This is a genomic window from Oceaniovalibus sp. ACAM 378, from assembly GCF_008085915.1.
Classification (GTDB): Bacteria; Pseudomonadota; Alphaproteobacteria; order Rhodobacterales; family Rhodobacteraceae; genus Oceaniglobus.
The window spans coordinates 256,676-269,409 of sequence record NZ_VSJK01000004.1; the positions used below are offsets into that span (position 1 = coordinate 256,676).

Below are 12,734 nucleotides of genomic sequence, written 5' to 3' on the forward strand. Positions count from 1 at the left end.
CGCCTGCCGCACGCGGCGATGATCCTGGCCGGAAGTCCCGTGGGGTCGGGGATATGCGGCGAGGTGACATCCTGTGGCGGCCCCTAAAATATTTCTGGTCCTGCACAGGTTCACGCCAGCGGCCCCCCCCCCCCTAGTGTCCCGTGGCGCGACGATCCCGGGCCGGGTTCGTATTTTATTTCGCAGCTCGCCACATCCGTTGACCTTGCCCGGGCGCGAGAACATACTTGCTGTGGTATTGCATCCCGATGCCGCAAACGGCACAGGGACACCGCCGGGCCCGACGGGAAACGCGGCAGACGCCGGGGAGATATCAAGCCATGGCCGCAGGCGCGTCGCATCTTTCGACTTTGGTCAACGCGGCTCTGCTGGTCGTTTTGGCCGGCTTCCTGATCTTCATCGGCAAGCCGGTACTGCTGCCGATTCTTGCGGCGGTCATCGCGGTTTACGTCCTGCTCAGCGCATCGGACGCGCTGGGTCGCCTGCCCGTTATCGGAAGGCTTCCCACGTCGCTGCGACGGTTCATTGTGCTGTTGGGCTTTGCGGTGGCGGTTATCCTGCTCACCGGGGTCGTTGTGGGCACCGTCGGTCAGATCCTGCGCGAGGCACCGACATATCAGACCAACATCGAACGGCTGGTCGCGCGCGCCGCCGACATGGCCGGTCTGGACGAGAGGCCCGACTGGAAAACGATACGCGATGCCACCTTGGGCCGACTTTCGGTGCAGGGACTTGTGAACGATGTCCTGCTGAACGTGACCAACATCGGCGCATCGGTGTTTCTGGTGATTGTCTATGCGGCGTTCCTGTTGTCCGAGCGTGCAGGTTTTGCCGCAAAGCTTTCGGCGGCATTGCCCGATCACGAAAGTGCGGCGCGGGCCGAAACGATGATCGGCAATATCAACCGGCGGATCGGTGATTACCTTGCCATCAAGACCTTGGTGAACGTCATACTCGGGGCGATCTCTTTTGTGATCCTCTGGGCGCTGGGGATCGACTATCCGTTGTTCTGGGCGCTGGTGATCGGTCTGTTGAACTATATCCCCTATATCGGGTCGCTGGTCGCGGTGGCTTTTCCTGTCGGGATGTCCGCGTTGCAGTTCGGCAATCTGGAATGGACGCTGCTTGTCGCGGTGCTGCTGACGGCGGCACAGATCGCGGTGGGCAATATCCTTGATCCGCGGCTGGTGGGGCGGCGCGTCAATCTTTCGCCCTTCGTCGTGCTCGTCTCGCTCGCGATCTGGTCTGCCCTGTGGGGATTGCCCGGCGCGCTTCTGGCCGTGCCGCTGACTTCGATGTTGACGATTGTGCTGTCGGCCTTTGACACCACCCGTGGCATTGCGGTGCTTATGGCCGATCGTGTGGCTGTGGACGGCGCGATGTACACCCTGCCCAAAAGAACGCCGTCTGATGATGCGTGATCGGGACGGATCGCGCCCCGCGCCGGTTCAGGCGGTGGCGGTCACCCAATTCGCCATCTGCGGCAGCAGGGCGTTCAGGATCGTCTGAAACGCCGGAACCAGTACCGCGGGGATATCGTCTGCGGCCGTGACGCTTTGCCGAAAGACCCGGCTGGCGATTACATTTTGGTCGCGGTCCCGCACAAGGGTCAGGCTGATCTCGATCACGACTTCGAAACCGGCAGACCCCGCTTCGACCTGAAACCCATCGACACGGGACAAAAGCGCCACATCCGGCACCGGTCCGCCCTCGCTTGGTCCGACATAGCCCACCCGCCCGGTTCCGGCGATGGAGCGGATCAGCAGCGATTGCACCACGGCGGGCAGATCATCGGCCCAACGGCTGTCCGGCAGGTATGTGACGGACAGCGCATCCGGCTTTACCACGATGCGATCCGTCGCGATGGCCGCAGGTGTTTCGGGGCGTGCCACAAGGATGGTCTGCCCCGACCGCCGCCCGGTCGTGGCACCCGGCGCGGGACGCAGGTCAAAGGTATTCAGCGGCGTGGCCGCGTCATTCAGCGAGGACAGCGCGCTGCAACCGCCAAGCGAAGCCACCGCCCCAACAAGGGCCGCGCGGCGGGTAAGGATGATCGGCTGTGTCATGTCATCTCCGGTATTCGGGAACGCGTTCATCAAGAAGAAACCGGGCCGGATCCCGTTCGATCCGCCGGGCAAGCTGACTCAAGGTTTGGACCAGACCACGCGCTTCGGCACTCAGTCCGGTCAATTCCGCCAACCCGCTGCTGGTAAAACTGCGGATGCCGGGGGCCGAGGCTGTGACAGTCGCCTGCACCTGTTCCATCACTGTGTCGGCCCGGGCGATCAGCCCCCGCAGGTCCGAGGTGATCGCGGGCAGATCGTCAGACACCTGTATCGTCGCCGTGCGGATCCTTTCCGACGTGGCGCGGATATCGTTCAGAACCGGGCCAAGATCGGTCGACAGCAGGTCGGTTGCGGCGCCGAACGTGGCGTCAGCCGATGTTATCGCTCTGTTTGCCGTCACCAGCGCCCCGTCCAGATGGACAAGCGTCGTCTGCGCCCGGTCGAACAGGGCTGTTGCTGCGCTCAGGGTCGCCTGTGCATCGGCCGCCAATGGATCAAGCCTGCCGGTTGCGCTGGTCACATCCGCCGCAACCTGTTCCACCGCGCCCAGCGCGCTGGCGATTGCCGCGCGGATGTCGCTCACCATGGCGGGCACATCGTCGTTGATCACCGTCTCAAGCGTGGCGATGGCCCGGCTGGCATCGGCCAGCACTCCGCGCGCCTCGCTGACCAAAAGCGTTCCGTCCCCATCGACCAGCGCATAAAAGCTGTCTGACGCTTCTGTAACGGCGGTAAATGCGGTCTCGGCTCCGGTCAGGGTGCCTTCCAACTCGGTCAGGCGCGCATTCAAAAGATCCGCAGTTTCCGCGAACCCGTCCAGCGTGGTGCCGGTCCGGTCGGACATATCGGCCAGCGCAGCTTTCAGCGCCTCCACCGTTTCCGAGATCTGCACCACGATACCCGGAACTTCGTCGCGCATCAGTGTCTCGGCCCGGGCAAAGGCCGCACCGGCACTGTCGATGGCCGAGGATGACGCAGAAATCGTGCGCTCGGCCGCGTCGAACGCGCCGCTGGCCGAGGCAAGGGCGGTGTCCGTGTTGGTCAACGTGGCCTGCGCCGCGGCCCCGATCACGTCCAGCCGGGCGGTAAAGTCCGCGATCTGTGCAGTCGCGTCACTCACAGTGGTCGTAATATCCGAAAAATCGGCCAGTGCGCGGTCCAGCCCGCCAGACGCGGAATCGAGGTTTTGCAGGATGGCGGACACATGGGCCTGATTTTCAGGCCCGGCGATTTTGGTGAATTGCTCAAGAAGCTGTGTCGCCTCGGTCACAAGATCGGGCGCACCATCCACCAGTTGCTGGAGCGTCGAGGGCCGGGAAACGATCATCGGCACCTCGCCCGAAGCAGCCACCAGCGGCGGAGCCTCGGCCCGGCTGTTGGACAGCGAGATATAGGACACGCCGGTCACCGGCGACGAACTGAGCTGTGCGACCGTATCTTCGCGCACCGGCGTCGTTGAATCGATCTCGATCAGCACAAAGACCTTGGAGGGATCGGGCTCGAATATCCGCCGCTCGATCACCTTGCCCACGGCAATCCCGTTGAACCGCACGTCGCCCGAGGCATCCAGCCCCGAAACGTCATCGAACAGGATGCCATAATAGGCATATTGCCGGTCAAGCTGCACATTTGCCAGCCAGATCATGAACCCGAGCGTGCCAAGGATACCCGCAAGGGTAAAGGCGCCGATCAGGATGAAATTCGCCCGGGTTTCCATTATCGCATCTCGTCCTTGTCAGTCGTGTCAGTGGTGGCCAGTGCGGCGCGGGCGCGGGGACCGTGAAAGTACTCGCGCACCCAAGGGTGGTCCACCTCGAGCATTTCGGCCATCGTACCGACCGCCAGTACCTTTTTCTCGGCCAGCACGGCAATCCGGTCACAGATCGCGTGCAGAGAGTCCAGATCATGCGTCACCATGAACACCGTCAGTCCCAAGGCCGCCTGCAACCGACCGATCAGCGTGTCAAACGCCGCCGCGCCGATCGGGTCGAGCCCTGCGGTCGGTTCGTCCAGAAACACGATCTCGGGGTCGAGAGAGATGGCGCGGGCAAACCCGGCCCGTTTGCGCATCCCACCCGACAGATCGGACGGATAGGTGCCCTGCGCACTGTCGGGCAGTCCAACCATCCGCACCTTGATCCCTGCCAGAGTCTTGCGCAGATCGTCGGGCAGGTCCAATTGTTCCTTCATCGGCACTTCTACATTCTGCCGCACGGTCAGCGATGAAAACAGCGCACCGTCCTGAAACATCACGCCCCAACGGCGGCGCAGGTCGCGGTATTCCTCGTCGGAAGTGTCGCGGACGCTTTGGCCGAACACCTCGATCTGTCCTGCGTCGGGCTTCAGCAATCCGACGATCTGGTGCAGCAGCACGGATTTGCCCGTGCCCGATCCGCCGACGATGCCGATGATTTCCCCCCGGCGCACATCCAGATCGACACCGTCATGAACAACGTGTGTGCCAAATCGTTTGACCAGCCCGCGCACCCGGATGATCGGCTTTTCTGCTTGCTCCGTCTCGGTCATCACACACCCACCAGAGCAAAGAACACCGAAAACATCGCGTCCGCAACGATGACAAGAAAGATCGACACCACGACCGAAGTGGACGTGAGCCGCCCGAGCGATTCCGCGTTGCCTCCGACCTTCAGCCCCTCGTAACAGCCGATGACCCCGATGATCAGCGCAAAAAACGGCGCCTTGATGATCCCGACCGCGAATTGCCAGATGTTGACGTCGGCCACCAGCCGCGCCTGAAACACCCCCGGCGACACGCCCAGCTCGATCCATGACATGAGCGCACCGCCCACAAGGCCGGAAATATCGGCGATCAGCCCCAGAAACGGCAGCGTGAAGATCAGCGCCAGCACACGCGGCACCACCAGAATCTGCACCGGGTCCAGCCCGAGGGTGCGCATCGCGTCCACCTCTTCGCGCATCTTCATTGATCCGATGGCGGCCGTGAATGCCGACCCGGACCGCCCGGCGATGATAATCGCGGTCAGCAGGATACCCAACTCGCGCAGGATCGAGATAGCGATCAGATCGACCACAAAAACCTCGGCCCCGAATTGACGCAGCTGCGACGACCCCTGAAACGCCAGCACGATACCGATGAGAAACGCCATCAGAGCCACGATTGGAACGGCGTTCCAGCCAACCTCTTGCATGTGGTGGACAAGCGAGGTCAGCCGCAGGCGCCGCGGGTGGATCACCAGACCGGCCAGCGCCGCGACGATCTGCCCAAGGAAACCGATGATTTCAACGGTGGAACGCCAGGCGTCATGGGCTTTGCGCCCGATCATCTCGATCCGGTCGGTCAGCGAAGGCCAAGCATCCGGTGCAGCGTCCGCCCCCGGCATGTTTTCACGCACGGTATCAAGCAGCAGGGTCTGCACGTCGCTTGCCCCAGAGATCGGCGCGCTGGCGTCCGGCCCGCCAATCTGCGCCGCCAGATCAAGGATGAACCACGCCCCCGCCGTGTCCATCCGCCCGACCTGTTCGATGTCGACGCTTTGCGCATCCTGCAGATCACGCGACAGGTCAGCGACATCGCCGATCAGCAGATCACCGGACAGCACGACGCGCCCGTCGGTCACCTCGATGCCCGGTGGCACTGTATCCTTATCCGGCCCTTGTCGGCTCAAAAGTCCACTCCGAATGATTCACGCCGCCGCCCACGAACAGGGCCGCCCCGCCCCATACCGCGAACACGCGGGCAAAGCATTGCCAATCCGAAGCGACAGTTCCTCCTTGCTGCCTTTCGGACACAAGTGACTATTTCATCTGTGCGACAATATCATCTTTGCGATAACGCGAGTCCCGCGCGGAAGGGGAAGACAACGCCAATGGCGCGTTCACCCTCGACCACCGGCAGAAATCCGATATCCCGGTCCTTCATCAAGGTCGCAACGGCGCGGATTGACTTGCCCGGCCCGACCATTGTCAGTCGCGTTTGCATGAGGCTGGATAGAAGCACTCTGGCATCCATCCCAACTCACCCGGTTTCGGTTTCGGAGCATTCCTTGCTCGCACCCCTGCCCGCACCCCTGCCCCCATTCCTGCGGCGTTCGCGGGCTTTCAGCGCCTCAAAGCCGACAATCACGTCCAGCAGCTCTGTGGTAATCTCGCTTTGGCGGACCGAGCGGGTTTCCGATTGCAGATCCTCAAGTTGTTCATCCACCGATTGTTCGGCCTGCTGCATCCGCGCTAACCGTGCGGCGTTTTCGGTCATCAACGCCTCGGCTGCGGCGCGGTGGACCGTGGCAAACAGCAAGTTGCGCACCAGCGCGGCCAGCATGACCGGCGCAGGCAGGTGAAATTGCGGCAAGCTGCGCGAGGTCCAGGGCCGCGCGGCCAATTCGGCCAGCATATCCGCGTCAAGCGGCAACAACCCCAATGCAACGGGCATCTGGCGGCCATGGGCGGCGCGTTGGGTATAGATCAGAGTGACCCGGTCGTCGCTGCGCATCGACTCGAGCCGGGTGACCAATTCGCCCGCCAGCCGGTTCAACCCATCGACATTGGCGGGCGGCAAAAGCGTCACCTCGGGCACCATCCCTTCACCGCGCAGCGCATCCTCCATCTGGGCGCCAACGCAGATGATCCGCAGGGTTGTGCCCGGCACGATATGCCGGCGGGCCTCGATCGCCACGACTTCGTTATAGTTGCCGCACAGCCCGTGATCGGACCCCATGACGACAAGGATCGCGCGGTTGTCCGCCGGGCTATCCTGCACCAGAGGGCCGTTCAGGTGCAAAAACCCGTGCAACCCGTCCAGAACCATATCGCGCCACAGATCGATGGCCCGGGCCGCTTGTTCATAGGGTGCGGCATTGATCGCCGACATGGTTTTCATCGTGCGGACAATGCCGCGGATGCTTTGCATCGTTTCGGTGCGACGGGTCAGGCGTTCAAGCGACTGGGCCATCGGCACCCTCCGGCAACGCGGCACGGGCAAGCTCGATGATATGCGCGCGGCCTTCGTCGCCCAACCTTTGGCCCGAAGCGATAAGTGCGCTTGTCTTGCCGTTGTCGGCCCGGATCACGGCCCGGATCGCGTCGCTTGCCTTTGCCATCGCGGAATCGTCCATATCGTCGAACAGACCTTCCATGGCGGCGATCAGCACGGCCAGTTGTTGGTCGGCGGGCATCGGATCACGCTCGGGCTGGCGCAGAGCGGCGCGCACAGCGGCCCCTCGGGTCAGGCGTGCTCGGGTTTCATCGTCAAGACGTGTGCCGAAACGGGCGAACTCTTCCAGCTCCTCAAACTGCGACAGGGTCACGCGCAGGTTGCCCGCAACATCGCGCAGTGCTGCGGCCTGTGCCTTACCACCCACGCGCGACACCGACACACCGAGATCGACGGCGGGAAACTGGTTGCGGCGGACCAGACGCGGCGACAGATAGATCTGCCCGTCGGTGATCGAAATCAGGTTCGTCGGGATATAGGCCGACAGGTTTTCCGCCTGTGTTTCAACCACCGGCAGTGCCGTGATCGAGCCGCCGCCGACACCCGGCCCGAACTGCCCCGCGCGCTCCAACAGGCGGGCATGGACGAAAAAGATATCACCCGGAAACGCCTCGCGCCCCGGCGGACGGCGCAGCAGCAGCGACAACTCGCGATAGGACTGGGCGTGATGCGTCAGGTCGTCCAGCACGATCAGCACATCGCGCCCATCGGCGGCCAGAGCCTCGGCCATCGACATCGCAGCATAGGGCGCGACAAAGGCCTGCCCCGGTGTTTCCTCATCGCCTGCCGACAGGACGATGGTGTTTTCCATCACGCCCGCATCGGTCAACGCGCCGATCACCTTGGCCACGGCATCGCCGCGCTGACCGATGGCGCAATAGATCGACAGGACGCCGCTGTCCTTCTGGTTCAGGATTGCATCGACCGCGATCGAGGTCTTGCCGGTTTGCCGGTCACCGATGATCAATTCGCGCTGCCCCATGCCCACCGGAACCGCGGCATCCACAGCCTTCAACCCGGTTGCCAGCGGACGCACCACGGGCCTGCGGTCCAGAATACCCGGCGCTTCTGTCTCGATCGGGCGCATGCGGTCGGTTTCTACCGGCCCGCGTCCGTCAAGCGGCCGCCCAAGTCCGTCGACGACCCGGCCCAACAGGGCCGGTCCCACCGGCACGCTGACCACCCGGCCCGTGCGGCGCACATCGGCACCCGGCACGACCGGCCCCGCCGGGCCAAGCAGGACGACGCCAAGACGGTCCTGCTCCAGATCGAACACGATTCCGGTCAGGCCGCCGCCGAAATCCAGCAATTCATCGACCAATGCCCGGGCCAGCCCGGTGACGATGGCGATCCCGTCACCGATCTCGGCGACGCGGCCAATTTCGCTCAGCTGCGGCTCGGGGGCGGGGGCGTCGAGCAGTGCGCGCAGCAGATCGTCGGTGCCGTCGGGGATGGTGTCAGCGGGCATCGGTCTGCCTCCTTTGTCCGGCGGCGTCATCCAGAATGGCTTGCAACCCGTCCACATAGCCCTCGACGGTCCAGCCCAACTGTGCCCCACCAAGACGCAGGGACAGGCCGGGCGATTGCGTCTCGTCGATCACATAGCGCACCTTGGTTCCGGGCAGCGCGCCGTCAATCGCCCTGTCGATCTGCGCGCACAACTCGTCAGGCAATGGCTCACGCGTGGTCACCACGGCATCGCGACTGTCGCCCGCCGCCGCCTTCAGATCGCCCGCCATGCCGGGCAGACGCGAGAGGGCGCGGGCGACGATACGTTCTTCCAGAGTTTCGCCAGACAGATCGTCCAGCGCCTTGCGCGTCAGTGAAACCAGCGCCGCCGCGCCGTGCCGGTGCAGCCGGTCGGTATAACGCCGGGCCTCTTCGGCGCGCTCAACCTCGCTGGCCTCTCGTTCATGTCTCAGACGCTCGCGCGTTTCCATCAGCAGGGCGTCACGCTCGGCTGCGGCCTCGGCGCGGGCCTGTTGCAGCGCCTCGTCGCGCGCCGCCTTCAGGCGTTCGGTTTCGGCACGGCATTCGGCACCTGCGGCCTCGGCCGTTTTACGCACCTGTTCCGCTTGCGCCATCCTCTCGGAAATTCGCGCTTCTCGGGCGTCGATCCCGTCAAGGATCGGCCGATAGAGAAACCGTTTCAACAACCACACCAGCACAAGAAAGTTGACCAGCTGCGCCGCGACGGTGATCCAGTCGATCGACATAGTTAACCGCCCGCCCCCTGCACGGCGGCCTCAAGGGCTGCGTTCCAGAACGGATTGGCGAAGATCAGGATCATCGCGACGACGAAACAATAGATTGCCGTGGATTCGATCATCGCAAGGCTGACGAACAGGGTGCGCGACAGGGTCGAGGCGGAATCGGGTTGCTGCGCGATAGAGGTCAGCGCGCTGGCCGCCGCCCGGCCTTCGCCCAGCGCAGGACCAAGGGCGCCGAACGATACGGTCAGCCCGGCGGTGAAGATCGAGATTGCGGCGATGATGCCAAGATCAGTCATGTCAGCTCCTTTGCGGAAACGGAGTCGGGCACAGCGGTGGCCGACGAGATATAAACAGTGGCGAGGATGGCGAAGATATAGGCTTGGATCACGCCGGTCAGCAGGCCCAGCATGTCCATCACCACAGGAAAAAAGAACGGTGCGACACCCAGCAGGATCGCGGCGATCACAGCACCGCTCATCACGTTGCCGTACAGGCGGATGGCCAGCGACAGGCCACGGGAAAATTCGCCGATGATGTTGAACGGCAGCATGATGACGTTCGGCTCGATATAGCTGTGCAGATACGCGCCGATGCCACGGCTGCCGACCCCGAACAGCGGCACCGCCACCAGCACCGCCAACGCAAGAGCCGCAGTCGTCGAAAGCGAGCCGGTGGGCGACCGCCAGCCCGGCACAATCATCAGCAGGTTCGAGGTAACGATGAACAGAAACAGCGTGCCCGCAAAATACAACAACCTGCGGTCCGGACGCGCGCTGATCTCATCAATCTGGCCCTGAATGGTCAGCACAATGGTTTCAAGCACGGTGCGCCAGCGGTTCGGCGGCACGTCGGGGCGCAGGTTGCGGGTGATCAGGATCGACGCACCGGTCAGGATCGCCATGACGATCCAAGTGAACAGGATCGTCGCGTTGATTGCAAAGCCGAAGACCGTGAAGAACACGGTGTCGTCGGGCGTCAGTTCCATCACGTCACCTCCTTGCCGGGGCGCAGGTCTGCGGCGCGATTGTCGGTGTTCCGGCCAGTCATCCCCCTGTCGGTGTTCCGGGCTGTCGCGCTCTTGTCGGTGTTCCGGGCTGTGACGCCCTCGTCGGGGCGCAGGGATGTCACCGTCTTGCCGGGGCGCAGGGCGCTCAGCAGCACCAGCCGCACCACGAAAAACGCGATCACGAACCCGACTGCAGCCACAGCCCCCTGACCCGCCACCCACCAGCCCGCGCCGATCAACAGCGCGATGCGCAACGCCGCACTCGGTAGCAACACCGCCACAGGCCGCACGGCGCGCAGCGCCAGCCGCATCCCCAAGGCCAGCCCGGCAAAGAACAGCGCGGCGGCAATGCCACCGGTCAGCAGCCCAAACAACAGCAGGCCATAGTCAAAATCCGGCATGATCATTCGCCTTTCTCCTTGTCGATCCAGACCCAGGCAAGGAATGCGCCAATGGCGACGCCGCCAAGGATCAGCGCAATCGTCCATGAAAAATCCTGTGGCCGCACCCGGTCAAGCCAGAGCCCCAGAAACGCGCCGCCAACCGTCGGCACGGCGACCGCCCAGCCGATCATCCCGAACACGCCGATCCCGCGCAGCGGGCTGGGGCCGGGATTGTCGCGGGCGGCCTTCTTGCGGGCGGCACTGCGACCGATCTCATCGGCCTTCTTGCGGTTGCGCTGGGTCATGGATGTGGCTCCTTTCGCAACCCGGCAAAGCTGCGCACCATCTCTGCCTCAAGCCGCGACAGGGCGGAACGAGCGACACGCTCGTCGTCCTCGACCGTATCGAAGAAATCGCCGATGGTATCGTGCAGCGTTTCCAGATCGGCACTTTCGATCCCGCGCCGCACGGCGATCTCGACCCTGTGGCCTTTCTTGACCAGCAGCCCCTCGTCGATGCCAAAGGTCCGCTCGGCGCCGTCCGGCTGGGTCAAAAGCAAAACAGAGGGCACCAGCGCCGTGAGAAAATCGGTGTGGTTGGGCAGGATGCCGAAGGCGCCGTCCTGCGCCACCGCGTTCAGCCGCGCCACCGCCCCATCAAACAGGGTGCCACCGGGCAGCCGGACCAGGACCTGCATTTGCGTTGCCATGGTCATTCCGCCACCTCGTGATCCGGCAGCGCGCCGATCATGTAATAATCACTTTCGGGCCGATCGAACGTGTCCTGACCAAGGATCGTTTCACAGCCTTTCAACGTCGCATCCAGTGGCACCAGCTTGCCCCCCTCGCCGGTTGAGGCGCTGACCGTGGCAAAGGGTTGGGTCAGGAACCGTTCCAGCCGCCGGGCGCGGGCAACGATTGCGCGGTCATGGGCCGACAGTTCCTCGATCCCCAGCATGGCAATGATGTCGCGCAGGTCCTCGTATTCGGCAAGGGTTCGGCGCACCGCACGCGCGATGTCATAGTGCCGTTGCCCCACCACGCCCGGTGTCAGCATGACCGACGACGAGGCCAGCGGATCGACCGCCGGATACAAGCCCTCGCTTGCCCGTTTGCGCGACAGAACGACCGAGGCTGACAGATGCGAGAAAATATGCGCCGCCGCCGGATCGGTAAAATCGTCAGCCGGGACATAAACCGCCTGAATCGACGTGATCGCGCCCTTGCGGGTGGAGGCGATACGTTCCTCCAGTGTGGCCAGTTCGGTCGCCAGCGTCGGCTGATACCCCACACGCGACGGCATCCGCCCCATCAGGCCCGACACCTCGGCCCCCGCCTGTACAAAGCGGAACACGTTGTCGATCAGCAGCAGCACGTCCAGTTCGCGGTCATCGCGGAACCATTCGGCCATGGTCAGCGCCGATTTGCCCACCAGAAACCGCACACCGGGGCTTTCGTTCATCTGGCCGAACAGCATGACCATCCGGTCGCGCACACCGGCCTCGCCCATCTCGCGCCACAACTCCTCGGCCTCGCGCGACCGTTCGCCGATGCCGCAGAACAGGCTGACGCCCTTGTGATGCTCGATGGTGTTGTGGATCAACTCGCTCAGCAACACGGTCTTGCCGACACCCGCGCCACCGAACAGACCGGTCTTGCCGCCCCTCTCGATCGGGGCCAACAGGTCGATGGCCTTGATCCCGGTCTCCAGCACCGCCGCGCGCAGCACACGTTCTGACAGGCGCGGCGGGGCGTTGTGGATCGAGCGGCGTTCGTCGGTGACCGGCGCAGGCAACCCGTCGATCGGCGCGCCAAACACGTTGAGCATCCGGCCCAGCACCGCTTCGCCCACCGGCACCCGCAACGGGCCGCCCGTGGCGCGCACGGCGGTGCCAAGTCCCAGACCCTGCACCGACGCCAGCGCAATGCAGCGCGCCGCGCCGCCCTCGACAAACGACATCACCTGCAGGGCAATGTCGCCCGCATAAAGCAGGTCGTCGATGTCGGGACCATCAGCGGCAAAAACCACATCGACGATGCCACCGCGCACGGCCACGATGCGGCCTGTTGCCGGGGTATGGGGCACGTCAGCCAT

Annotated in this window: 15 protein-coding genes; 1 reads left to right on the plus strand and 14 read right to left on the minus strand. The window is 64.0% G+C overall.

Annotation, left to right across the window (positions count from 1 at the left end; genetic code table 11):
- The first annotated feature begins 320 nt into the window (after positions 1-320).
- Positions 321-1,421: an AI-2E family transporter gene (locus FQ320_RS07155; protein ID WP_148471020.1), complete on the plus strand. Its 1,101-nt coding sequence runs from the start codon at positions 321-323 to the stop codon at positions 1,419-1,421.
- Between the two features lie 27 nt (positions 1,422-1,448).
- Here FQ320_RS07155 and FQ320_RS07160 read toward each other — a convergent pair whose 3' ends face one another.
- From FQ320_RS07160 to atpD, 14 genes are all read right to left on the minus strand, one after another.
- On the minus strand, positions 1,449-2,066 hold the full coding sequence (locus FQ320_RS07160; protein WP_148471021.1) for an ABC-type transport auxiliary lipoprotein family protein: 618 nt from the start codon (positions 2,064-2,066) through the stop codon (positions 1,449-1,451).
- 1 nt (position 2,067) lies between these two features.
- Entirely contained in the window at positions 2,068-3,783 is a 1,716-nt protein-coding gene (locus tag FQ320_RS07165) for an MlaD family protein (protein WP_148471022.1), read from the minus strand.
- Positions 3,783-4,592 (minus strand): ABC transporter ATP-binding protein, encoded by an 810-nt coding sequence (locus FQ320_RS07170; protein WP_148471023.1) that lies wholly within the window; start codon positions 4,590-4,592, stop codon positions 3,783-3,785. Before FQ320_RS07170 ends, FQ320_RS07165 begins: the two co-directional genes overlap by 1 nt.
- Positions 4,592-5,713 (minus strand): MlaE family lipid ABC transporter permease subunit, encoded by a 1,122-nt coding sequence (locus tag FQ320_RS07175; RefSeq protein WP_255509402.1) that lies wholly within the window; start codon positions 5,711-5,713, stop codon positions 4,592-4,594. The genes FQ320_RS07170 and FQ320_RS07175 overlap by 1 nt, the downstream gene beginning before the upstream one ends.
- Positions 5,714-5,865: 152 nt before the next feature.
- Complete coding sequence (locus tag FQ320_RS26830) at positions 5,866-6,057, minus strand: CBS domain-containing protein (RefSeq protein WP_148471024.1); 192 nt, start codon at positions 6,055-6,057, stop codon at positions 5,866-5,868.
- A 6-nt stretch (positions 6,058-6,063) separates the two neighbouring features.
- Positions 6,064-6,996, minus strand: coding sequence for a F0F1 ATP synthase subunit gamma (locus FQ320_RS07185; protein WP_148471025.1), 933 nt, complete (start codon positions 6,994-6,996; stop codon positions 6,064-6,066).
- Complete coding sequence (locus FQ320_RS07190) at positions 6,980-8,506, minus strand: F0F1 ATP synthase subunit alpha (protein ID WP_148471026.1); 1,527 nt, start codon at positions 8,504-8,506, stop codon at positions 6,980-6,982. The genes FQ320_RS07185 and FQ320_RS07190 overlap by 17 nt, the downstream gene beginning before the upstream one ends.
- Positions 8,496-9,254, minus strand: coding sequence for a F0F1 ATP synthase subunit B (locus tag FQ320_RS07195; RefSeq protein WP_148471027.1), 759 nt, complete (start codon positions 9,252-9,254; stop codon positions 8,496-8,498). Before FQ320_RS07195 ends, FQ320_RS07190 begins: the two co-directional genes overlap by 11 nt.
- Positions 9,255-9,256: 2 nt before the next feature.
- On the minus strand, positions 9,257-9,547 hold the full coding sequence (locus tag FQ320_RS07200) for a F0F1 ATP synthase subunit C (RefSeq protein WP_148471028.1): 291 nt from the start codon (positions 9,545-9,547) through the stop codon (positions 9,257-9,259).
- The gene (locus FQ320_RS07205) at positions 9,544-10,236 is read right to left on the minus strand and encodes a F0F1 ATP synthase subunit A (RefSeq protein ID WP_148471029.1); all 693 of its coding nucleotides are present in this window, start codon (positions 10,234-10,236) and stop codon (positions 9,544-9,546) included. The genes FQ320_RS07200 and FQ320_RS07205 overlap by 4 nt, the downstream gene beginning before the upstream one ends.
- Positions 10,236-10,664: a hypothetical protein gene (locus tag FQ320_RS25575; RefSeq protein WP_187393805.1), complete on the minus strand. Its 429-nt coding sequence runs from the start codon at positions 10,662-10,664 to the stop codon at positions 10,236-10,238. The genes FQ320_RS07205 and FQ320_RS25575 overlap by 1 nt, the downstream gene beginning before the upstream one ends.
- On the minus strand, positions 10,661-10,945 hold the full coding sequence (locus FQ320_RS07215) for an AtpZ/AtpI family protein (protein WP_148471030.1): 285 nt from the start codon (positions 10,943-10,945) through the stop codon (positions 10,661-10,663). Before FQ320_RS07215 ends, FQ320_RS25575 begins: the two co-directional genes overlap by 4 nt.
- Positions 10,942-11,349 (minus strand): ATPase, encoded by a 408-nt coding sequence (locus tag FQ320_RS07220; protein WP_255509403.1) that lies wholly within the window; start codon positions 11,347-11,349, stop codon positions 10,942-10,944. Before FQ320_RS07220 ends, FQ320_RS07215 begins: the two co-directional genes overlap by 4 nt.
- Before the next feature lie 2 nt (positions 11,350-11,351).
- Entirely contained in the window at positions 11,352-12,734 is a 1,383-nt protein-coding gene (gene atpD / locus FQ320_RS07225) for a F0F1 ATP synthase subunit beta (RefSeq protein ID WP_148471032.1), read from the minus strand.